The organism is Pseudomonas sp. MF08817 (assembly GCF_059862705.1).
Map to the genome: position 1 here is coordinate 276856 of NZ_JCBCUY010000002.1, position 22487 is coordinate 299342.

The following is a 22487-nucleotide window of genomic DNA, read 5'->3' on the forward strand; positions in this document are numbered from 1 at the left end:
GTACGTGACCTGTGCGCGCCGCTTCGCCCACAATCGCGCCTTTGCCGCGTTCAACCGGCAGTTTATTGCGTCGCCGGGCCCGGCGGCGATCAGGAGACGAAATGACTGAGGAGCGCGTCGAGCATTTGCTCGCCGAGGTGCAGGACGAGTACGGCGTGATTCGCGTGCTGGAAGTGGCGGACTACCGCTTTCTCGAGTTTGGCGATGCCATCGAGCAGAGTTGCGTGTTCACCGCCGACCCGAGCTGGCTGGAGTACGACTACACCCGCGCCATGCTGATTGGCGCGCTGTGCCACGAGGCGCCGGAAAGCGCGCTGTTCCTGGGGTTGGGCGCCGGCACGCTGACCCAGGCCTGCCTCAAGTTCCTGCCCCTGGAAGATGTCGAAGCCATCGAGCTGCGCCCCGACGTGCCACGCCTGGCCATCGAGTACCTGGGGCTGGACGACGACCCGCGCCTGTATATCCGCGTGGGCGATGCCCTGGAGCTGCTGGCCAGCGCCGAATCCGCCGACCTGATTTTCGTCGACCTCTATACCGATGTCGGCCCCGGTGTAGGGCATCTGGCCTGGGGTTTTCTGACCGACTGCCAGAAACGCCTGAACCCGGGCGGTTGGCTGGTCATCAACCAATGGGCCACGGATGACGGCAAACCCCTGGGCGCGGCGTTGCTGCGCGGCCTTTACCACCGACATTACTGGGAACTGCCGGTGAAGGAGGGCAACGTGATCCTGATCGTGCCCGCCGACCTGGAGCAGGAGCTGGACCTGCCTGCCCTGACTGCCCGGGCCGAGGCGCTGGCACCCCGCCTGGGCTATTCGCTGCAGGCGCTTATCAAGGCGATCCGCCCCGCGACCTGATCGTGGGCCAGCGCCCCTTGAACAGCCCCGGACGCCGGCTTGAGTGATGACGGTTGTCCGCGGCACAGGGGCGCAGCGATGAAACGTTTAAGCCTCTCACCTGGCAGGCTCAGGCTTTTAGAGCGTCGACCTTGGCACGGGAATGGGCAAAGCCCGCGACATCAAGGCCTGCGCTCGGCTTGGGCATTAAAAAAAACTCCCTTTTTTGGTGAATTCCGGTATAGTGCGCGCCGGCCTTTAGCCAGGCCGCGTTCAGGTAGCGCAATTCCCCGAAGTCAGCTTCGGCTGCACGTCCGTACAAACGGACTCTTCCTTGACGATCCTTTCATTCATTCGTTTTCGCAAATCCCCGCCGACAAAGCAGCCAGGGCGACTCTTGAGTCTTACACGGCATGCGCAGCTTTGGAGCATGGGTCTTTGCGGATGCACTTAGAGGCAGACCCATGACCCAGGAAACCGGCGGCTTCGCCGCTTTTAATCTTAATCCGAACATTCTCGCCGCCGTCATCGCAACCGGCTACGAAGAACCTTCGGCTATTCAGCAGCAATCGATCCCGATCATCATGGCCGGTCACGACATGATTGGTCAGGCGCAAACCGGTACGGGTAAAACTGCCGCGTTCGCCCTGCCGATCCTGCACCGCATCGATCCTGCTAAGCGCGAACCGCAAGCCCTGATCCTGGCGCCAACCCGTGAGTTGGCGCTGCAAGTAGCAACCGCTTTTGAAACCTACGCCAAGCAAATGCCGGGCGTTACCGTCGTGGCTGTCTACGGTGGCGCGCCCATGGGCCCGCAACTCAAAGCCATCCGCAACGGCGCACAAATCGTCGTCGCCACCCCGGGCCGCCTGTGCGACCACCTGCGTCGCGACGAAAAAGTGCTGGCGACCGTGAACCACCTGGTTCTGGACGAAGCTGACGAAATGCTCAAGCTGGGCTTCATGGATGACCTGGAAGTCATCTTCAAAGCCCTGCCCGCCAGCCGCCAAACCGTACTGTTCTCGGCGACCCTGCCACAGTCGATCCGTGCCATCGCCGAGCGCCACCTGCGCGATCCGCAGCACGTGAAGATCCAGACCAAGACCCAGACCGTTACCGCGATCGAGCAGGCACACCTGCTGGTTCACGCTGACCAGAAGACCTCGGCTGTATTGAGCCTGCTGGAAGTCGAAGACTTCGACGCCCTCATCATGTTCGTGCGCACCAAACAAGCAACCCTGGACCTGGCCAGCGCCCTGGAAGCCAAAGGCTACAAAGCCGCTGCGCTGAACGGTGACATTGCCCAGAACCAGCGTGAGCGCGTGATCGAATCCCTCAAGGATGGCCGTTTGGACATCGTTGTGGCGACCGACGTTGCCGCCCGTGGCCTGGACGTTCCGCGTATCACTCACGTGTTCAACGTGGACATGCCTTACGACCCTGAGTCCTACGTGCACCGTATTGGCCGTACCGGCCGTGCCGGTCGCGAAGGTCGTGCGCTGCTGCTGGTGACGCCACGCGAGCGCCGCATGCTGCAAGTGATCGAGCGCGTGACCGGGCAGAAAGTTGCCGAAGTTCGCCTGCCAGACGCCCAGGCTGTGCTCGATGCGCGCATCAAGAAGCTGACCAACAGCCTGTCGCCGCTGGTGGCTGACGCCGAATCGACCCACGGCGATCTGCTCGATCGCCTGACCGCCGACATCGGTTGCACCCCGCGCGCACTTGCCGCAGCTTTGCTGCGCAAGGCCACCAACGGTCAAGCCCTGACCCTGGCGGCCATCGAGAAAGAACGCCCACTGGTGCCGAACAACGCACCCCGTGGCGATCGTCCTGAGCGTACCGGCGACCGTCCGGACCGTGGTGATCGCGAGCGCCGCGCTCCGGTTCCACTGGCCGAAGGTCGTGCCCGTTGCCGCACCGCGTTGGGCGCGCGTGATGGCATCGCCGCCAAGAACCTGCTGGGCGCTATCCTCAACGAGGGTGGCCTGGCGCGCGAAGCGATCGGTCGTATCCAAGTGCGTGATAGCTTCAGCCTGGTCGAGTTGCCGGAAGATGGTCTGGAGAAGTTGCTGACCAAACTGAAAGACACTCGCGTTGCCGGTAAGCAGCTCAAACTGCGTCGCTATCGCGAAGATTGATCCGCTTGCGGGTTGATTGATCGCACATGAAAAATCCCCGACTGGTTCGGGGATTTTTTATGCCTGGCGTTTCGTCTGGGCGGCTGCGGCTCAGTCGAACCGGTAGATGTCCATGCCCAGCGCACCAAGGGTGAAGCCCTGGTGGACGATGCCGAAGGTCCCGCCGGCACCTCGGGCGAAGTACAGCGGCAGCAGGTGCTCGTCGCTGGGGTGGTTGCGCGCGGCGTTGGGGGCCTGGCGACGATAGTCGTCGAGGGCGGCGTCATTGCCGGCCTGGAGTTTGTCCACAATCCAGTCGCGAAACTCCCGGGCCCAGGGTGTGATGGTCTCGGGGCCGGCGCGCCAGTCCAGCTCGCCCAGGTTGTGGGTGATGCTGCCAGAACCGATCAACAACACGCCTTGCGCCCTCAGGTCCGCCAGGGCGCGGCCAACGCGGGTTTGCAGAGCCGGGCCCAGATGGCTGGGCAACGACACCTGCACCACCGGTATGTCGGCGCGCGGGTACATCAGCGAAAGCGGCACCCAAGCGCCGTGGTCGAACGGCCGTTGGGCGTCCAATTCCGCCGGCAGGCCGGCGGCGTGCAATAACCCGGCGACTTCGCCAGCCAATTCGGGTTGGCCGGGGGCGGGGTATTGCACGGCGTACAGGCCGGCGGGGAAGCCGCCAAAGTCGTGCCAGGTTTTGGGGTGCGGATGGCTGCTGACCCGCAGGCCCTGGCTTTCCCAGTGGGCGGACACCACCACTATGGCCTTGGGCCGCTCCAGCTCGGCGGCCAATCGGGCCAGGGCCGGGCCGCTGGCGCCGGGTTCAAGTGCCAGCATGGGCGAGCCGTGTGAGATAAACAGGCTGGGAAGCATAAGACGGTCCTGAGCGTTAAGATGACGCCATCTTCAGCCAGATCATTGATCTAAATCTAATATAAGTTTTAGCGCTTTTTGATCGATTTATCAGAGGTGTTTATGCAGCCAGAGTTTTGGCACAAGCGCTGGGAGCGCGACCAGATTGGTTTCCACTTACCCGAAGTGAACCCTTACTTGCCGCAATTCTGGCCTGGTTTGGGGTTGGCTCCGGGCAGCCAGGTGCTGGTGCCGTTGTGCGGAAAAAGCCTGGATATGGGCTGGCTTGCGGGGCAGGGGTATCGGGTGCTGGGGGTGGAGCTGTCGGCCAAGGCAGTGGAGGACTTTTTCGCGGAACAACAGGTGGAACCACAGCTCTCCCAGCGTGGTGCTTTCCGTGTCTATCAGGCCGGAACGTTGGAGGTGTGGTGTGGGGATTTTTTCGCCTTGAGTGCCGAGGATGTTGCTGAGTGTGCGGCTTTTTATGATCGGGCTGCGCTGATCGCGTTGCCTGAGCCGATGCGCGAGCAGTATGCCCAGCACCTGGAACGCATCCTCAAGGACGGCTGTAAAGGGTTACTAATTACCCTCGATTACGATCAGTCGCAGATGAACGGGCCGCCGTTTGCGGTCACTGACCCAGAGGTCCAGCAGCTGTTCGGGGCAGATTGGCAACTGCGGATCGGGTACGAGAAAGACATCCTGGGTGAGAGTTGGAAGTTCCTCAAGGGTGGCGTCACGCGCTTGGATGAGCGGGTTTATCAGTTGAGCAAACGCTGAGCCACGGGCAAACAAAAAGGGGTGACACAGTCACCCCTTTTTGTTTGGTTGTTAGCCGCGGCGACGCAGAGCGTCGATACGCTCTTCCAGCGGTGGGTGGCTCATGAACATGCGAGCCAGGCCTTGCTTGACACCACCATTGATGCCGAAGGCATTCAGGGTGTCGGGCATGTGCACGGGCAAACCCTGTTCCGAGCGCAGGCGTTGCAGCGCACCGATCATCGCGTTGGTGCCGGCCAGCCGGGCGCCGGCTTCGTCGGCGCGGAACTCGCGTTTGCGCGAGAACCACATGACGATGGAGCTGGCCAGAAAGCCCAGTACCAGTTCGGCGAAGATGGTCGCTACGTAGTAGGCGATGCCCTGGCCTTCTTCGTTCTTGAAGATCACCTTGTCGACGAAGTTGCCGATGATCCGCGCAAAGAACATCACGAAGGTGTTCACCACGCCTTGCACCAGTGCCAGGGTGACCATGTCACCGTTGGCGACGTGGCCGATTTCATGGGCCAGCACGGCTTTGACTTCATCCGGGGAAAAGCGCTCCAGCAGGCCCTGGCTTACGGCGACCAGTGCGTCGTTCTTGTTCCAGCCTGTAGCGAAGGCGTTGGCCTCGTAGGCCGGAAAGATCCCGACTTCGGGCATCTTGATGCCGGCTTCGCGGGACAGTTGCTCGACAGTCTGCAACAACCATTGTTCATGGCGAGTGCGCGGCTGGCTGATGATCTGGGTGCTGGTACTCATCTTCGCCATCCACTTGGAGATGAACAGCGAAAACAGGGAGCCGGCAAAACCGAAGACCGCACAGAAGATCAGCAGCTGATTGAGGTTCAGGTCAACCCCGTTGGCCGCCATGAACCCGTTGAAGCCGAAAAGGCTCAGGGTGATGCTGGCAATCAGCACGACCGCCAGGTTAGTGGCCAAAAACAGCAGAATGCGCATCATGGTTGTAGAACTCTCCTCATGCTAAAGACGTAGCGTACTGCGGGGTATATAAGGTGCTGCACCGGGCTATTCAACCGGGTGACTATTTCAAACTGTGTCTTACAGTGGATTTTTAGCCGCCTGTAGGGTATTTCCCGCGAGATGCACCGGTTAGTCTGATCTTTTTTTCTCCGCGAAGGTCCTGCTGCCGTTGGGTATGCGGGTTCTCAGGTCTCTAAAATGGAAGCCTGGGATGGCATGAGGCGAGCAATGGCAAAGATGTGTTGCTGAATGGCTCGCTGTACGACTTTGCTTAAGCCGTACAGCGCAACGGACTTACTGGCGGTAGGACTTGAGGAAGTTTCCGATCCGACCAATCGCCTGCTCCAGGTCGTCGACCCGTGGCAGGGTCACGACACGGAAGTGATCGGGCCATGGCCAGTTGAAGGCCGTGCCCTGAACTACCAGGAGTTTTTCCGAGAGCAGCAGGTCGAGGACGAACTTCTCATCGTTAAGGATCGGACAGACTTTCGGGTCGATCCGTGGGAAGGCGTAGAGCGCGCCCATCGGTTTGACGCAGCTGACGCCGGGGATATCGTTGAGCAGTTCCCAGGTACGGTTGCGCTGTTCCAGCAGGCGCCCAGCGGGCAGTACCAGGTCGTTGATGCTCTGGTAGCCGCCCAGGGCGGTCTGGATCGCATGTTGGCTTGGCACGTTGGCACATAGGCGCATGTTGGCCAGCATGTCGATGCCCTCTATGTAGCTTTGGGCGTTGTGCTTGGGGCCGGAAATCGCCACCCAGCCGGAGCGGAAGCCGGCAACCCGATAGGATTTTGAGAGACCGTTGAAGGTCAGGCACAGCAGGTCTGGCGCCAGGGAGGCGGTGCAAATGTGCACGGCGTCGTCATAGAGAATCTTGTCGTAGATCTCATCGGAAAACACCACCAGGTTGTGCTGGCGGGCCAATTCCAGCATGCCCAGCAGCACTTCCTTGGAGTACACGGCGCCGGTGGGGTTGTTCGGGTTGATGATGACCAGGGCCTTGGTGTTCGGCGTGATCTTGGCCTTGATGTCAGCCAGGTCCGGCCACCAGTTGGCCTGCTCGTCGCACAGGTAGTGCACCGGGTTGCCGCCGGCCAGGGTGACGGCAGCGGTCCAGAGCGGGTAGTCGGGGGCCGGGACGAGGACTTCGTCGCCATTGTTGAGCAAGGCCTGCATGGCCATCACGATCAGCTCGGACACCCCGTTGCCCAGATAGATGTCCTCGATGCCGACGCCTTCCACGTGCATTTGCTGGTAGTACTGCATCACGGCCTTGCGGGCACTGAACAGGCCCTTGGAGTCGCTGTAGCCCTGGGCTGTGGGCAGGTTGCGGATGACGTCCTGAAGGATTTCATCGGGTGCTTCGAAACCAAAAGGCGCCGGGTTGCCGATGTTCAGCTTGAGGATGCGATGGCCTTCCTCTTCCAGGCGTTTGGCGTGCTTGAGCACTGGGCCGCGAATGTCATAGCAGACGTTGGCGAGCTTGTTCGATTTGCTGACCTGCATGGCGATGTGTTCCCGAAAATGAACGATCCAGGCGCAGCGCGGTGCTTGCGGGCTGGGAATCCTGCGTGCTCACACAGGCCTGTGGCCGGCGTAGCGGCTTGAATGCACGTGACACGGCTGCCAGACTGGCGTCTGACGAGGCGCAATCATACGTGCCGCCTGATCCGTGGAAAAGATACAGATCAGGCTTTTTGAGCCACAGAGGTAAGACGATGACAAAGCTTGAGAAAACCCTTGAAGAATGGCGTGCCATGCTCGACCCCGAGCAGTACAACGTATGCCGCCTGAAGGGCACTGAGCGGCCGTTTTCGGGCAAGTACAACGACTCCAAGGTTGATGGCGTGTATCACTGCATTTGCTGCAATGAACCGCTGTTCGATTCCCAGGCCAAATTCGATTCTGGCTGCGGTTGGCCCAGTTTCTACGAGCCGATAGGCGAAAACGCCATGACCGAGATCCGCGACGTCAGCCACGGCATGATTCGCACCGAAGTGGTGTGCAGCCACTGTGATGCGCACCTGGGGCATGTGTTTCCCGACGGTCCGGCGCCCACCGGTTTACGTTATTGCATCAACTCGGTGTGCCTGGACCTGGTGCCGCGCGTCTGACACAGCCCTGAGTGAAAGCAGCCCTTCGCGGGCTGTTTTTTGAGTAATTCAATTGTATGCAATTGAATTGCTCGTTATGGTTGTCGTTCTTTCCGCTATGGAGCGCCTGAACCATGACCGACAAACTGCTGCAAATTCCTTGCACCACCCTCAACGGCGAGCAAAAGACCCTGGCGGACTTCGCCGGGAAAGCCGTGTTGGTGGTCAACACCGCGAGCAAGTGCGGTTTCACCCCGCAGTACAAGGGCCTCGAAGAGCTCTGGCAGACCTACAAGGACCAAGGCCTGGTGGTGCTGGGCTTTCCCTGCAACCAGTTCGGCAAGCAGGAACCGGGGGATGAAGGCGCTATCTCGCAATTCTGCGAACTCAATTTCGGCGTCACTTTCCCGTTGTTCAAGAAGATTGAAGTCAACGGCGCCGGGGCCCATCCGCTGTTCGTGCAATTAAAGAAGCGCGCACCGGGGTTGTTGGGCTCCCAGGGCATCAAGTGGAATTTCACCAAGTTTCTGATCGGTAAGGACGGGCAACGGGTCAAGCGCTTCGCGCCGACCACCAAGCCCCAGGAGTTGGCCGGCGAGATAGAAGCCTTGCTCAAATGAAGGACCTGTCAGCCAATTCGCTCCAACTCGACAGTCAGTTGTGCTTCAAGCTGTACGCCGCATCGCGGGCGGTGATCCGTGGCTACAAGCCCATGCTCGACCGCTTGGGCCTGACTTACCCGCAATACCTGGTGATGCTGGTGCTGTGGGAGTGGCATGACGCACCGCCCGAGCAGCCGACGGTTAAGGCCCTGGGCGAGCGCCTGAGCCTGGATTCCGGGACGCTGACGCCGTTGCTCAAGCGTCTGGAGCAGATGGCGTTGGTGCAGCGCCAGCGTTCGGCGCGGGATGAACGGGAAGTGCATTTGAGTCTGGCCGCACCAGGGCTGGCGTTGCGCGATGCGGTGGCACCGCTCAAGGCACGGCTGTTGTGCGATAGCGGCGTGGATCTGGATGGCTTGGGGGCCTTGCGCGAAGGCCTGGATCAGTTGCTGGGTCAGCTCAAGGCTTTGTCATGAGTGGCACCCAGCGGTCGAGCAGGGCCGCCAGTTCTTCGCGGCGAAACGGCTTGGCCAGGTAATCGTCCATGCCGGCCGCACGGCAACGCTCGCGCTCCTCGGGCATGGCGTTGGCTGTGAGAGCAACGATGGGCAGGTCGGGCCAGCGCCCGCTCTGGCGAATCTGCCGGCTCGCCTCGTAGCCATCCATCACCGGCATGTTGCAGTCCATCAGCACCAACTCGAAGGAGCCTTGCTCCAGCAGGCCAAGGGCTTCGCCGCCATGGGCCGCGACGCTGACCTCGCAGCCGAGCTTACCCAGCATGCCCTTGGCCACCAGTTGATTGACCGGGTTGTCCTCCACCAGAAGGATGCGCCCGCGGCCTTGCAGGGCCGGCGTGGCGAGCTGGGCATCGTCAATAACGTTGGTTTCGACTTGCAGAGTGCGGCGCAAGGTCTGGTACAGCGCCGTACGAGCCAAAGGCCGCGCCTGCTGTTGCAGTGGCGCCAGGGCGCTGGCTTCTTCGCTGGGCAGGAAATTGCCATAGGCGGTGACCAGCAGGATCGGCGCCGCGAGGCCCGGACGCAGGCCGAACAGGCACTGCGGGCAATCGCTGATGAGCAAGTCGGGGTCGAGGTTGGCCAACGAATCGTCGAGGTTGCGCCGATGGTAGTCCAGGCCCCAACCGGGCAGCAGGCTGTTCAGCAACTCGGCCAGGCCACTGTCGGCCGTGGTCAGAGCGACGATGCAACCGCGCAAGGGTTGGGGCGTGACGGCAGGTGTATGGCAAGGCAAGGGCAACTCGGCACAGAACTGGCTGCCAAAACCCGCTTCGGAGCTGATTATCAGCCGGCCCTGCATGGCTTCGCAGAGGTTATAGGTCAGCGCCAGGCCCAAACCGGTGCCGCCGAACTGGCGGGTAATGCCGGCGCCGGCCTGGGTGAAAGGCTGGAAGATCTTCACCTGGGCGTCCTGGGCAATGCCGATGCCGGTGTCGCAGACCTCGATCCTGACCCCGTCCGCCACCTGTTTGAGGCGCACGTCGACACGGCCGAAGCGGGTGAACTTGAGGGCGTTGGACAGCAGGTTGCTGACGATTTGGCGCACCCGCGTCGGGTCGCCCAGCACCAGGGCGGGGAATTGCGGGTCGATCAGGCAGGTCAGTTCAACGCTGGGCGCCGCATTCTGCGAGAGCAGGTTGGCGGTGTCTTCGATCAGGGCGCCGAGGTCGAAGGGGATGCGTTCGAGCTCCAATTGGCCGGCGTCGAATTTCGACAGGTCGAGAATGTCATTGAGCAACTCCACCAGCACTTTGCCGGAGTCGTGGGCGATTGCCAGTTGCTGGCGTTGCTCGGCGTTGAGCGGGCTGTCCAGGGACAGGGCGATCATGCCCAGCAGGCCATTGAGCGGTGTGCGGATTTCATGGCTCATGTTGGCCAGGAACGCTGACCGCGCCTCGGCCATTTCCAGCGCCGTGGTGCGGGCGTGCTGTAGTTCTTCATTGGATTGGCTCAGGCGGCTGTTGATCGCCTTGAGCTCCATGGTGCGAGCCGAAACGATGTTTTCCAGTTGCCCCAGGTAATCGGTGAGGCGATTTTCGGCGTTGCGCCGCTGGCGGATTTCGGTGGCCATGTTCTCGAACTGCTGGTTGGCCACCTTGACCAGAACGCCGATCTCATCATGTTCATGGCCGGCGGGGAACTCCAGCCTGGCCTGCTGGCTGTTGCGCGGGTCGCTGCGGCTCAGTTCACGGATCACCCGCACCAGTGGCTTGGTCAGCATCACGTAGAACAACGCCAGCAGAATGCCCGTGAGGATCAGGCTGCGGGCGAAACCATTGAGCAGGGTGACTTCGGCCCGGCGCAAAAAACGGCTGCCAAAGGCGTAAGTGTCGATGTCCAAGCGCAGAGTGCCGAGGGCTTCGCCCGGCATATGGTCGAGGTAGAGGCGGTCCTCGAACTGGCGCTGGGCGCCGAATAGAAAGTCGCTGATGACCCGGTAGCCGCTTTGCTGGCCGGGGCGGCGCACGCTGGCCAGGACGCTGTCGTTGTTGTCGATCAACTGGGCGCCGATCACGGCGGGCGAGCGCAACAGGCCCAAGGTCAGCTCCTGGGCGAGTTCGGCGTCAATGTTGTAGGCGATGCGCGAGGCGGGGTTGTGGCTGATTTCCAGGAGCGCGTGTATTTCACGGTTGATGGAGGCATCTTCACTGGCATAATCGATGCCAATTTGCAGCAGGCTGAGCAGGGTTCCCAGCAAGAAACCGACCAGTACAGTGAGCCTGGCCTGTTTGTAGGACAGGCGATTGGTGAACTTGATATCCATCGGATGCTGAGCCATGTCCCGTTTCCCTTCGCTGGGCAAGCATAGCCGATGATCGCTGTTTTTCGGCGCAGTTCGTTTATGTGTTTATCCCGTTACGGCCCGCAGTGGCCGGGCGTGGGGCCTGGCTTTACAACAAATCGTCCAAACAAGCCTTGAGGAGAAGTCGTGGATTCTCGATTGAATGCGTTTCTTGAACGTGCCGACGCCGTGCTGGCGCGCCTGGAGCCCTTGCTGCCGGCGCCGCGCCACGCCATCGACTGGACGACGTGCCTGGCGGCGCGCTGGCAGCGCGATGGCCGCACGGGCTACCTGATGCCGCTGGAGGTCAGCCTGGATATGCGCCTGAGCGACCTGATCGGGGTCGATAAGCAATGTGAGCAACTGGGCCGCAACACCCAGCAGTTCCTCGACGGCATGCCCGCCAACCACGCCTTGCTGTGGGGCGCGCGGGGCACGGGCAAATCATCCCTGGTGCGGGCGCTGCTGGCTGAGCATGCCAAGCGCGGTTTGCGCCTGATCGAAATCGAGCGCGATCACCTGGCCGACCTGCCGCGTGTGGTCGAGCAACTGCAAAAATTGCCCCAGCGCTTCGTGTTGTTTTGCGATGACCTGTCGTTCGAGACCGGGGAGGGGGACTACCGGGTGCTCAAGAGCGTGCTCGACGGCTCCCTGGAACAGGCGCCGGACAATGTCTTGTTGTACGCCACGTCCAACCGTCGGCACTTGGTGCCGGAGAAGGAAAGCGACAACGAGAACTGGAAAATGGTCGACGGTGAACTGCACCCCAACGAAGCGGTGGAAGACAAGATCGCGCTGTCGGACCGCTTCGGTTTGTGGCTGTCGTTCTATCCCTTCACTCAGGAGCACTTTCTTAACGTGGTCGAACACTGGGTCGGCGAGCTCGCAGCCAAGGCCGGGCTGGCCTGGCAGCGTGATGAGGAGCTGGACATCCTTGCGGTACGCTGGGCCACCGGGCGCGGCAACCGCAACGGGCGTTGCGCCTACCAGTTCGCCCGTTATTGGGTGGGCCTCAAGTTGCTGGAGCAAAAGCCATGATCGATTTGCAGCAAAACGTGGCGGGCCTAGAGGGCTACAGCTTGCTCCTGGCGCAACTGGAGTCGTTGCTGGCCGATGAGCGTGATTTCATCGCCAATGCGGCGCAGTTCTCGGCGTTTCTGTTCAACCAACTCGATGATCTAAACTGGGCGGGTTTCTACCTCAATAAGCATGAGGAACTGGTGCTCGGCCCGTTCCAGGGGCAGATCGCTTGTGTGCGTATCCCGTTCGGGCGTGGTGTGTGCGGCGCGGCTGCGGCCACGTTGCAGACCCAGCGGGTGGATGACGTACATGCCTTCGCCGGGCATATCGCCTGTGACAGCGCATCCAACAGTGAGTTGGTGGTGCCGCTGGTCAAGGACGGGCGCCTGATTGGCGTGCTGGATCTGGACAGCCCCTTGCTGGCCCGCTTTACCGAGCAGGATCAGGCCGGGATCGAGGCCTTGGCGCAGGTGTTCCTGCGCTTGAGTGACTGTTAGTCAGGCTTTGAGGCCGGCCTTGCTGAGCAAGCTGTCGGGTTCGACGAGGTCGATCTGCTGCGGCGCGAGGAACTGCTCGGCGTATTGGCGATAGATGCCCGCCTCGATGAACAGACCGAATAGTTGCGGGTCGATGTGGGCATCACGGCACATGCCGGCCATGATGCCCAGCGCCTCACTGAGGGTCTTGGCCTTCTTATACGGGCGATCGGCGGCGGTGAGGGCTTCAAAGATATCGGCAATCGCCATCATGCGCGCCGGCAGGCTCATGTCTGCGCGCTTGAGCTGCTTGGGGTAACCGGTGCCGTCCATTTTTTCATGATGGCCACCGGCGATCTCGGTGACATTGCCCAGGTGGCTGGGAAACGGCAGGTGGCTGAGCATCAGGATCGTCTGCACCATGTGGTGGTTGATGACGTAGCGTTCCTCGCGGGTCAAGGTGCCCCGGTTGATGCTCAGGTTGTACAGCTCGCCACGGTTGTACTTGTAGGCCGGCACCTCGAGCTTGAAACCCCAGGGGTTGTCGGCCGGAATCAGTTCGCTTGGTGCGCGCTCGAACAGGTGCTCGGGCTTGTCCGCCAACAGGGGCTCGGTGGCCGGCAGGCTGGCGGCGGGCGTACGCGCCTGGCGCGCATTCTCTTCCCAGGAAACCCCGAGGCGATCATCCAGGGTGCGGGTCCAGGTGCGGGCGGCGATGGTGCGCAAGCGTTGCAAATCCTCATCGCTCATGGATTCGCCGCCCAGGTTGCAGCGGGCGACAAAGGCAAAGTCATCATCCAGGCTGGCCAGGCTGGCATCGCGTAGCGCCGCCAGTGGCTGCTCGTCGCCGCCCAAGGCCCGGGCCTGCCAGAAACTGACCCAGGCATCGCGCTTGAGCACCTCGAAGCGGGTGCGGATTTCATGAATGCGGTCGCACAGGGTCTCCAGTTTGGTCGCCTTGTCGACCACGTATTCTGGCGTGGTGACCTTGCCGCAATCATGCAGCCAGGCCGCGATGTGCAGGGCTTCCCACTCGTCCTCGCTGGGGCGGTAGGCGCGAAACGCCGGTTGTTGGCTCTCGGCAGCCGCGCGGGCGAGCATCAGGGTCAGGGCCGGTACGCGCTGGCAATGGCCTCCGGTGTAGGGGCTCTTGGCGTCGATGGCGCCGGCCAATAGCTGGATAAAGGCGTCCAGAAGCTGTTTTTGCTTGGCTTGCAGTCGTTGGCTCTCGATGCACACTGCCGCCGCGCCGGAAACAGCCTGGATAAAGGCGATGCGGTCAGGGCGCAGTTTTTCCAGGTCGGCCTCGCTGCCGCTGTCAGCGAGCAACAACACCAATACCCCGACCATTTCGTTATGCCGGTTGCGCAAGCGGATGGCAATCAAGTGCGCTCGAGGGCATTGCATGGCCAGCAGCACGCTTTGCAGGTCTTGCGCTGCTTCAAAGCCCAGGGATGCAACGGCGCTGTCTTGACGATTGAGTTGCTGCAACCAGTGCGGGGCAGTTTCGTCCTGTGGGGTCTGGACCTTGATCTGGAAGCGGGGCAGGTCCTGGGCGATGTCGTCGATGACCAGCCCGTGGGGCTCAAGGCGACCATCGTCGCTGTCGCGCAGGTAGATCAGGCCCGCCTGGGCCTGGCTGATTTTTACCGTCTCGAACAGCACCCGTTGCAGCAGCGGTTCGAAACGCGTCTCGGCCGACAGGCTGGCGGTGATTTCAAAGAAGCTCGCCAGGGTCTCCTTCATCCGAGCCATGGAAAGGCTCAACTGATCGACTTCCAGTACCGGCGAACGGCGTGTCACCGGGTAGTTGAAATCGAAACTGCGGATGGCGTCCGCTTCATCCACCAGGTCCCGCAAGGGGCGTACCAGAATGCGCGAGGTCAGCCAGCCCAGCGGCAAGCACAGGAGCAGGGTGGTCAGGGTGATGAGCGCGCCCTGCCAGCGCAGGCGATAGGCATCGGCCAGCAACTCGTCTTCAGGCACCAGCAGCGCCAGTTGCAGGCCTTGGGGGCCGCCCTCGTGCATGCTGCTGCGGGCGACCACCCACTGGCGCCGGTCGAGGGTCAAGCGGTTGCCGCCGGGGTTGTCCATGAGCAGGGCTTTGAGTGCGGGATGCAGGTCCCGGGCTTTGATAAGGCGCGCGGTCTGGCTCTCGATAATCAACTTGCTGCTGTCGGGGTAGGCCACCGCGTTGCCATCGGCATCGAACAGGGCGATTTGGGTGCTGGGGGTGACAACGTGCTTGGCCAGGGTCGCGGACAGTTGGTTCAGGGTCAGGTCCGCGCCCATCACCGCCTCGCTGCCGCTGCGTCGGGCCAGGGTGGTGCCGACATTGCGCGTGGAGAAAAACAGGTAGGGTGCGGTGGTGATCTGGTCGTCATCGCTGCGGGCACTGATAAACCATTCGCGGGCCCGCGGGTCGTAGTTCTCCCGTGGGTTGTCGCGTTGTTCCAGCAGGTTCAGCGAACGGTCGAAGAGCAGCGTCTGCGAGTGGGTGGTGCCAGTGTCGGGGCTGCGCTCGATGCTCCAGACCTGGTACGCGGCGTTGTCCGGTGCCTTGAAGCGCTCTTTCAACGCCTGGGTGGCCAGCGGCCGGACCATGAAAAAGTCGCCATCGGGATAGCCCACGTACAGCGATGCCAGGTTGGTGTTGTCGCGCAGGGCCTGGCTGAAGGGTTTGAGCAACGCCAGGCGCTGCGTCAGATCTGGTGCCTGGGCTTGGGGGTACTGGGCCAGCAGGCTGAGCAGGTGGCGGATGGGCTCGTAGGTTGACTGCAAGTCCAGGCGCACGTCCTGTTCGATGCGATCGAACAGTTTCTGGCTGCTGGAAAGGATGATCTGGGTGGTTTGTCGATAGTTGAAAATGCCCAGCACCGTGCCGGTCAGCAATAGCAGCAGGGTAAACATCACGCTGATGTGCACGTGCAGCGGGAACCGGCGTTTGTCCGGGCGCAGTGGGCTGGGCATCAAGTCTCTCCGAGTGGTCGTACACACTGCTTAGCGTTCAAGCATAGTTAAGGCCGGAGCAACCTGCCTTGGAGAGTTGGACCTGTGCCAGGGCACGCAGGCTGCTTGGGCAGTCTGTGTGTCACTGGGTGGGATGATGGCTTTTTGATTTGTTTTTGTCGAGGCAAGACTGGCCAAGTGCCCGGGGCGCGATGGCCCCGGGTTAAGTGTCAGTTCCCCGGGTTGGATTGCAGATATCGTTGCAGGGTTTGCTCCAGCTCCAACATGGCCTGCTCGATCGCGCTACGGCAGGCCTCGACCTCTTCGTGGCTGGCCTGTGCATCGCACGCCTGTTCCAAGGCTTCGCAATGCTGGGTCAGCATCAAGGCCTGGACCATACGCGCGGCGCCTTTGATGCGGTGGGCAATATCGATCAGGGCTTGCTGGTCGCCGTCATGGGGCAAGGCGAGCAGGGCCTGGCGATCTTGCTGGGTGCTGCTCAGCAGTTCGACGAGCAGGCGCTGGATCATTTTCGGCTCGCCCCCTGTCAGCAAATGCAGACTATCGAGGTTGAAGGCGTTGCGGGCCGCCAGCGGCTTGAGCCCTGCCAGGCGTTGGTGGAGGGCGGTCAGACTGATGGGCTTGAACAAGCAGTCATCCATCCCGGCCGTGGCGCAGCGCTGTTTTTCCTCTTGTTGGGCGTTGGCGGTGAACCCCAGGATCGTACAAGCTGGCCGTTGTGTGCGCTGTTCGTGCTGGCGGATGGCGCGGGTCAGGTCATAGCCATTCATCACCGGCATGTTGCAGTCGGCGATCACCAGGTCGAAATGCCCGTCTTCCCAAACCTTCAGGCCAGCGCCACCGTGGTGGGCGGTGGTGAAGCGATGCCCCAGGAAGCCCAGTTGCTGGCACATCAGCAGGCGATTGGCGGGGTGGTCGTCCACCACCAGGATGTTCAGGGGCGTGCCGGCGGTGGTGATCTCGGGCTGTTGTTCATCGGCGTCGAGCCGGGGTGCCAGGCTGGTCAAGTGCAACGTCACGCAGACTTGAGTGCCTGTCCCCGGTTGGCTGGTGAGGGTCAGTTGCCCGCCCATCATTTCGCACAGGCTGCGGCTGATGACCAGCCCCAGCCCTGCGCCGGCCCGGGCCATGTGGCTGGGGCCGTCGGCCTGGGCAAAGGGTTCGAAGAGACGAGCCTGGTCGCTTTCGCTGATGCCGATTCCGGTGTCCTCCACCCGCAACTGCATGCAGATCTGTTGGGGCGCGGTGCCAGCGTGCACTTGCACGCGGATATTGATCTGGCCACGTTCGGTGAACTTGATGGCGTTGCTCACCAGGTTGGTGAGTATCTGCTTGAAGCGCAGTGGATCGATCAACACATCGGCCTGTTCGACACTCGATTGGAAGTCCAACCCTAGGCTCAGGCTTTTCTGCCGCGCTAAGCCGTCGAACACCCGAATCACCGACTCGACGGTGTCGCGCAGGCTGACGCGCTCCGGCGTCAGGCTCAGGCGACCGGACTCGATGCGGGCGATATCGAGAATGTCGCCGATCAGCTCCAGCAGATCCTTGGCCGAGTCGTAGGCCACTTCGATGGCTGTGCGGTCGAGATGGCCCTGGTCGGCGCGTTTCAAGGTCAGTTCGAGCATGCCGATCACCGCAATGATAGGCTTAATTTGAAGAAATATCAGCGTGGCATTTTGGGTGTTTTTTGACCAGTCACTATGCTGGTCCAAACGTGGGAGTCATGCGAAACCATTGCAACCTAATGATGCTAAAATGGTATCAGTCAACCACATTCTCCATGGAGGGTCGAAAATGAAAAATATCGGGCGTACAGTTGGAATCGTAACTGGACTAATGTTTAGCGCAATGTCATTCGCTGATAGTGATTGCCCAAATACAAGTTATGACAGTGGTTACAAAAAGCAGCTGCCGATTGTGGGGCGTGATGAGTTAATAAAAACAAACACACCCCTTTTTGCAAACGGTAAGATTACCTGCCTTATTGGATTAAACTATCGAAAAATGAGTGAAAACGAGAAGCTCCGCATTGAGACTGGGAGCTTTAAAGATATTAAGTATCGAATTTACTATACTGACGGTAGCGGCTCTATACAGGGCGATAAAAATAGCACGTTAGACACTATCAAGGATTTGCATGTAACCAATTGGAGTACGGGTTGCAAGGTCGATGGCATGGAAGACAAGCATTGGTGCTATATACAAAAAAAGGATTTGATGGTGGGCATATGGAAAGATGGAAAAAGTTTTATAAGCATTGGCAGTGAGCATTTTCCGAATTCAAATATTGCGATTAGAATCGACCAGCAAACTCCAAATAGCGCCTCTGCCGAAAGCGGATTCAACAGAAAACAAACTACTCAAATAATCGAACAGCTTAAATCTGGTAGCAAAGCGCTGACACGTTACCAAGAATGGCCTTATGAGCAAAACAAGGACCAGACCATAGATTTATATGGCTTCGCAGAAGCTTGGGAAATAATAAGTACGGTTTACCGCACTCCCAAATAAACTACATAGCTTGTTGAGGGCTAACACATGATTAGTCCCCCAACCAAAATAAGGCATAAATAATGAAGCTCCCGACAGACCTGCAAATTTTAGAAGCAATTTATAATGAATACTATGAGCCATATAGTAATTTCAGCAAGGGAGAGGAAAATGGTAGGGGTAGTAAAGCATATATGCCAATCGACATCGACTTAATAGCGTCAAAGCTCAATGTAGATTCGGGGATAGTATTCGGAAGATTATACAATCATTTAAACAGACTCCACTCTTATGTCAATGACGATGCACAGAAATCCAGAGTCCCGCTCTTCGAATTACAAGTTGGAAAAGATGTTAGATGCATTCACTTCCCAATGATGGCCTCTGTATTAGCTGGGCTTCAATCAGAGAAGAGTAAATTTTTTACAACTACATGGATTTCAGGAGCCGCCATGATAGTGTCATTAGCTGCTTTGGCCGTTAGCATAATTAAGTGAAATTCAGTAGAAGTGCTACAATTGAATAATAATAATATCCAATTGATATGGAAGATGCTTTTAAATTCCTTGTGGTTCTCGGCGCACTTTGCATTGCAGTAAACGCTGGTTATTTCAAAAATGACGAGGTTCAGCAAGGCGCTGTTATTGAAACTAAAATTTCAGCAAAGGACAGGCTGACTGACAAAGAGAAAAAGGAGTCTGTAAGAGCTTTTCAAAATGCATCTAACGACTGCAAAAGTAAAGACTCATACAATGAACGAGGTAGCTCTATGCTTCAAATAAGCCATACATTTAACTTCAAGACAGGGAATTGTGAAGAGGCCAAAACTCTTTGGACGATGCAAGACGATATTTTTTGGAGAAACCCAGAATATTTGAGCAGAGGCGTGGTTATAAAAATCTACACTCTTCCGACAAATCCCTATTTCTAAAAATACTCGAACGGGCTTCACTTCTTGACAGGTGCTTACTCTATTGCAGTGTATAGCCGAGCCGTCAGGCTAATGCTTTTGACTTTGCTCTTCTTGGATAATTCTAAAACAACTCTCACAAAATAGATAAAAGCCATATAACAAAAGGGTTTTATCATTTAATTCAAATAACTGTTTAGTTTTCGATTCCATTAATTAAAACAATTGTTTTAATTTAGGTCAGAAAAAAAGAGCCGAAGCTCTTGTGTTTTTCTTACAAATGTTAAGATGTAGCTACCAAACAAACAACTTAACAATGATTTACAATAACAGCATACCATTTTATTTCCAACGCGCAATATCAAAAGAACAAAATAAAGAAACTTTTCTCAATAAGTTACACTCTCATTTCGAAGCTAAAAAACTAATTAATGAAATATCAAATTTCAAAAAATCCGGCTTCGATCACGAAAAAACCCTGCAAGAACTTAATTCAAGCTTAAAGCCGGTTAACGCCGGCAGCAAATTTGTATCTAATCTTCAAGAAGTATGTACGTCTTTCTACGAGATGGAAGTGCTTGTAAGGACGAAAGCGTTGTGTACAGCAACTCAAAAAAACAAGTTACGATATACAGAGTCCTTATCGTCTTTTCGTCAATGGGATAGGGACGCAGTTTGTCTTGCGATTGTGATTAATAAACTATTTTTGCATATAACAAAAAGCACGAAATTAACAAACCAAGTAATTAAATTATCAATGTGTAAAATCACTCGTCAAGAACTGCTGAATATCGAGCTAATCAAAGGTATTAAAATTCGAGACTTGAAAGCCAGCGGGACGATATTAGACAAGCTCGATAAATATTATGAAGATGAAAATCTGATTTATGAGTTTGATTTGAACTTGTGCAGCAACGACGAAAAAAGACGGTTCAACGGCTTTCAGAAACACAAAAGAATAATAAGAAAAATCAGAGTTAGGGAAAATGAACTGATACAGCTTTCTGAAAAAGCGATTGGCTCTAATAATAGTTATTGCAGTAAAATCGCACTGGACTATCGTAATTTTGTAGATGAATGTCAGAGAGATTATTTACTTAATTCATACATCCAATATGGCGATGACGTTTCGACTCAAAAGCCATTAGCTGATGTTGCAATGACTCCCGAAAGGCGTGTTTCAGAACTATACTCGTGTGTAAAAAATATGGAGCTTGTTGCAGAGCAAAGAAAATACATATGTTTATTTTTAACTGCGACTTGCCCAGCTTCATTTCACGCAAACCCAAAATTTGGAAAAAATACGTGGGATGGTTCAACTCCACGCCAAGCATCTGATTATTTGAGCAAGAAATTAGATGAGTTGAGCAAAGCTCGCAATCGTTACGAGATTAATGATTTTGGTCTTTGGACGAAAGAATTACATAAAGACCAGTGCCCGCATTTGCACGCATTATTATTTGTTTGTCCCACAAAAGTCGATGATTTAATACTTCATATAAATAGAATTTTCAAGCATTCAGAAAAATCAACGACCATTGAAATAATATCTGCTAAACAAGCTGAAAAACACGGTAAGAAAAAAGCATCTGCATCTACTTATGTAATGAAGTATCTAATAAAAGCAATACAGAACCCTGACAACGAGTCATTAAAAGTTAAAGCTGGCTGTATGATTTGGGGCATAAGACGCTATGGGTTTTTTGGAGTTGAACGAGCAATATCAGTTTGGCGAAAATTTAATCGCTTTGTAAAAATGGAAGATTGGCAGATAAAGCTTGAACTTAAACTGAATCGCCCCGGGTTTTCTAGACACTCCCCAGGCTCGCTGCGTAACGCTTTTCAAACTCTACCGGTGACAGCTGATTGTTGAAACTGTGGCGTCGTTTTGGGTTGTAAAACATCTCGATATAATCGAACACATCATCCCGAGCATCCTGGCGTGTAGTGTAGATTTTACGCTTGATCCGTTCCCGCTTTAGCAACTGGAAAAAGCTCTCTGCCACAGCGTTGTCGTGGCAGTTACCTCGACGACTCATGCTGGCTACCAGGTTGTTAGCTTTCAAGAAGCTTCGCCAGTCTGAGCTGCTGTACTGACTTCCTTGATCCGAGTGGATCATCACCTCTTGCTTCGGCTTGCGTCTCCAAACCGCCATCAGCAGTGCATCAATGGCTACGTCGCTGGTCATCTGCGACTTCATTGACCAACCAATGATCTGGCGTGAAAACAGATCGAGCACCACGGCCAAATACAACCAGCCTTCATATGTTCGGATGTAGGTAATGTCTGTGACCCAGACTTTGTTGGGTTCTCTGACATCGAATTGGCGCTTCAGTAAGTTCGGTGAGGCAACGGCTGGTTTACCGCCATATTTTCCCGGCCTCCGTCGATACCCAGTCTGAGAACGTAAACCTTCAATGCGCATCAACCTAGCCACCCGGTGACGCCCACAGCTCTCTCCAACCTCTCGCAGGTCATCATGGATCTTGCGATAGCCATAAACACCACCGCTTTCCAGCCAGGAGTGTTTGATCAACCCAAGCAGTCGCTGATCGTCCTTGGCTCGCGCAGATTTTGGTTCTGATAGCCACGCGTAGTAGCCGCTGGGATGAACCTTGAGCGTCAGGCAAAGCCGTCGAATCGCGTAGTGATCCGCTTGCTGCTTAATAAAGGCGTACTTCAGCCGCACTCCTTGGCAAAGTACGCGGCGGCCTTTTTTAAGATGTCTCGCTCCTCCGTGACCCGTTTCAGCTCGGCACGTAGACGACGAACCTCTGCGCTCTGATCATCCTCTTCAACGCGCTGTTCCTGGGGCTTGGTGTAGCGCTTAACCCAGGCATAGAGGCTGTGCACGGACACACCCAATCGTGCAGCCACCTCCGAGACAGGAAGCTGCTTTTCGGTCACTTGCTTGACCGCCTGGATTTTGAATTCTTCGGGATAACGCTGGTTGCTCATGGCACCTCCTAATGGGCCTCATTTTAAGGCTTGGAGGTGTCTACGAAACTAGGGGCGATTCAAACATCCCGTCTTTAAAAAGCTAGGCTCTGTACGTAAACCCAAGAAATACGATTTTCTGTAAAATACACCGCCATTAAAGCCAGGAGGCCAAGATGGCAAAGCGGTATGAACTCCCCGACGCAGCCTGGGATCTGGTTGCAGATATCTTCACCAAAAATCAGCGCACCGGGCGCCCTCGGGCCGATGATCGCCTGATGCTAAACGGTATTCTCTGGGTGCTTTGCTCTGGCGCAGCCTGGCGAGACATGCCCGAACGATTCGGCCCTTGGTCAACGATCTATCAACGGTTCCGGGGATGGCGTGATTGCGGAGCTTTTGATCAGATGCTCAAGCGTCTTCATATCCGATTGAATGAGCAGGGTTTGATTGACTTGGAAACATGGATGATCGACTCCACTGCCGTACGAGCAACCCGGGCCTCATCAGGTGCCGGGAAAAAAGGGGATTTGAAGAACCGCAAGACCACGCGCTCGGGCGCAGCCGGGGTGGCCTGACGACCAAGATTCACATGCTGTGCGACGCCAATGGTGTGCCTCTGCGTTTCCTGTTGT

19 protein-coding genes and 2 pseudogenes are annotated in these 22487 nt (G+C 57.2%); 13 read left to right on the forward strand and 8 right to left on the reverse strand.

Features of this window, described 5'->3' with window-relative positions; genetic code table 11:
- Positions 1–101 precede the first annotated feature (101 nt).
- Positions 102–857 carry a spermidine synthase gene (locus AC19YR_RS02700; RefSeq protein WP_095107498.1) on the forward strand — a complete coding sequence of 252 codons (756 nt, stop codon included), beginning with the start codon at positions 102–104 and terminating at the stop codon, positions 855–857.
- 109 nt (positions 858–966) lie between these two features.
- On the opposite strand, the gene AC19YR_RS02705 is transcribed toward AC19YR_RS02700, so the two are convergent.
- Positions 967–1158, reverse strand: a complete 192-nt coding sequence (locus AC19YR_RS02705) for a hypothetical protein (protein WP_176465052.1) — start codon at positions 1156–1158, stop codon at positions 967–969.
- Positions 1159–1300: 142 nt separating this feature from the next.
- On the opposite strand from AC19YR_RS02705, the gene AC19YR_RS02710 reads away from it, so the two are divergent.
- On the forward strand, positions 1301–2974 hold the full coding sequence (locus AC19YR_RS02710; protein ID WP_095107499.1) for a DEAD/DEAH box helicase: 1674 nt from the start codon (positions 1301–1303) through the stop codon (positions 2972–2974).
- Positions 2975–3064: 90 nt separating this feature from the next.
- On the opposite strand, the gene AC19YR_RS02715 is transcribed toward AC19YR_RS02710, so the two are convergent.
- On the reverse strand, positions 3065–3832 hold the full coding sequence (locus AC19YR_RS02715) for a DODA-type extradiol aromatic ring-opening family dioxygenase (protein ID WP_500597028.1): 768 nt from the start codon (positions 3830–3832) through the stop codon (positions 3065–3067).
- A gap of 102 nt (positions 3833–3934) precedes the next feature.
- On the opposite strand from AC19YR_RS02715, the gene AC19YR_RS02720 reads away from it, so the two are divergent.
- Complete coding sequence (locus AC19YR_RS02720; protein WP_500597029.1) at positions 3935–4591, forward strand: thiopurine S-methyltransferase; 657 nt, start codon at positions 3935–3937, stop codon at positions 4589–4591.
- A gap of 51 nt (positions 4592–4642) precedes the next feature.
- On the opposite strand, the gene htpX is transcribed toward AC19YR_RS02720, so the two are convergent.
- Positions 4643–5530: a protease HtpX gene (gene htpX / locus AC19YR_RS02725; RefSeq protein WP_095107502.1), complete on the reverse strand. Its 888-nt coding sequence runs from the start codon at positions 5528–5530 to the stop codon at positions 4643–4645.
- Positions 5531–5845: 315 nt separating this feature from the next.
- Entirely contained in the window at positions 5846–7057 is a 1212-nt protein-coding gene (locus AC19YR_RS02730) for a pyridoxal phosphate-dependent aminotransferase (RefSeq protein ID WP_095107503.1), read from the reverse strand.
- 212 nt (positions 7058–7269) lie between these two features.
- Here AC19YR_RS02730 and msrB point away from each other — a divergent pair, with 212 nt between their 5' ends.
- The 3 genes from msrB to AC19YR_RS02745 all read left to right on the forward strand — a co-directional run bounded on the left by msrB (position 7270) and on the right by AC19YR_RS02745 (position 8722).
- Positions 7270–7665 (forward strand): peptide-methionine (R)-S-oxide reductase MsrB, encoded by a 396-nt coding sequence (gene msrB / locus AC19YR_RS02735; RefSeq protein WP_095107504.1) that lies wholly within the window; start codon positions 7270–7272, stop codon positions 7663–7665.
- A 113-nt stretch (positions 7666–7778) separates the two neighbouring features.
- A complete protein-coding gene (locus AC19YR_RS02740; RefSeq protein WP_095107505.1) occupies positions 7779–8264 on the forward strand; it encodes a glutathione peroxidase in 486 nt (161 codons plus the stop codon).
- The gene (locus tag AC19YR_RS02745; protein WP_095107506.1) at positions 8261–8722 is read left to right on the forward strand and encodes a MarR family winged helix-turn-helix transcriptional regulator; all 462 of its coding nucleotides are present in this window, start codon (positions 8261–8263) and stop codon (positions 8720–8722) included. Before AC19YR_RS02740 ends, AC19YR_RS02745 begins: the two co-directional genes overlap by 4 nt.
- Here the strand turns inward: AC19YR_RS02745 and AC19YR_RS02750 are convergent.
- Complete coding sequence (locus AC19YR_RS02750; protein ID WP_500597043.1) at positions 8706–11027, reverse strand: hybrid sensor histidine kinase/response regulator; 2322 nt, start codon at positions 11025–11027, stop codon at positions 8706–8708. The two genes, AC19YR_RS02745 and AC19YR_RS02750, sit on opposite strands and share 17 nt — an antisense overlap.
- Positions 11028–11192: 165 nt before the next feature.
- On the opposite strand from AC19YR_RS02750, the gene AC19YR_RS02755 reads away from it, so the two are divergent.
- Together AC19YR_RS02755 and AC19YR_RS02760 are read left to right on the forward strand one after the other, a co-directional pair.
- Entirely contained in the window at positions 11193–12083 is an 891-nt protein-coding gene (locus AC19YR_RS02755; RefSeq protein ID WP_095107508.1) for an ATP-binding protein, read from the forward strand.
- Positions 12080–12562 (forward strand): free L-methionine (R)-S-oxide reductase MsrC, encoded by a 483-nt coding sequence (locus tag AC19YR_RS02760; protein ID WP_095107509.1) that lies wholly within the window; start codon positions 12080–12082, stop codon positions 12560–12562. Before AC19YR_RS02755 ends, AC19YR_RS02760 begins: the two co-directional genes overlap by 4 nt.
- Here AC19YR_RS02760 and AC19YR_RS02765 read toward each other — a convergent pair whose 3' ends face one another.
- Both AC19YR_RS02765 and AC19YR_RS02770 read right to left on the reverse strand, forming a co-directional pair.
- Positions 12563–15511 (reverse strand): HD domain-containing phosphohydrolase, encoded by a 2949-nt coding sequence (locus AC19YR_RS02765; protein ID WP_500597034.1) that lies wholly within the window; start codon positions 15509–15511, stop codon positions 12563–12565. It abuts the gene before it with no gap.
- Between the two features lie 209 nt (positions 15512–15720).
- Positions 15721–17205 (reverse strand): annotated as a pseudogene (locus AC19YR_RS02770) (ATP-binding protein); the annotation flags it as partial.
- Positions 17206–17308: 103 nt separating this feature from the next.
- Here AC19YR_RS02770 and AC19YR_RS02775 point away from each other — a divergent pair.
- The 4 genes from AC19YR_RS02775 to AC19YR_RS02790 all read left to right on the forward strand — a co-directional run bounded on the left by AC19YR_RS02775 (position 17309) and on the right by AC19YR_RS02790 (position 20787).
- Positions 17309–18025 carry a hypothetical protein gene (locus AC19YR_RS02775; RefSeq protein WP_315445875.1) on the forward strand — a complete coding sequence of 239 codons (717 nt, stop codon included), beginning with the start codon at positions 17309–17311 and terminating at the stop codon, positions 18023–18025.
- A gap of 62 nt (positions 18026–18087) precedes the next feature.
- Positions 18088–18501, forward strand: coding sequence for a hypothetical protein (locus tag AC19YR_RS02780; protein ID WP_315445876.1), 414 nt, complete (start codon positions 18088–18090; stop codon positions 18499–18501).
- 47 nt (positions 18502–18548) lie between these two features.
- Positions 18549–18935, forward strand: a complete 387-nt coding sequence (locus tag AC19YR_RS02785) for a hypothetical protein (RefSeq protein WP_315445877.1) — start codon at positions 18549–18551, stop codon at positions 18933–18935.
- A gap of 295 nt (positions 18936–19230) precedes the next feature.
- Positions 19231–20787, forward strand: a complete 1557-nt coding sequence (locus AC19YR_RS02790) for a replication endonuclease (protein ID WP_500597035.1) — start codon at positions 19231–19233, stop codon at positions 20785–20787.
- On the opposite strand, the gene AC19YR_RS02795 is transcribed toward AC19YR_RS02790, so the two are convergent.
- Positions 20723–21873, reverse strand: a protein-coding gene (locus AC19YR_RS02795) for an IS3 family transposase (protein ID WP_498182353.1) whose coding sequence is annotated in 2 segments (ribosomal slippage) — positions 20723–21639 and positions 21639–21873 — 1152 coding nt in all. Because the reading frame shifts where the segments join, the coding sequence is not laid out codon by codon here. The genes AC19YR_RS02790 and AC19YR_RS02795 overlap by 65 nt on opposite strands.
- Positions 21874–22028: 155 nt before the next feature.
- Between AC19YR_RS02795 and AC19YR_RS02800 the strand changes: the two are divergent.
- Positions 22029–22487, forward strand: a pseudogene (locus tag AC19YR_RS02800) (IS5 family transposase); the annotation flags it as partial.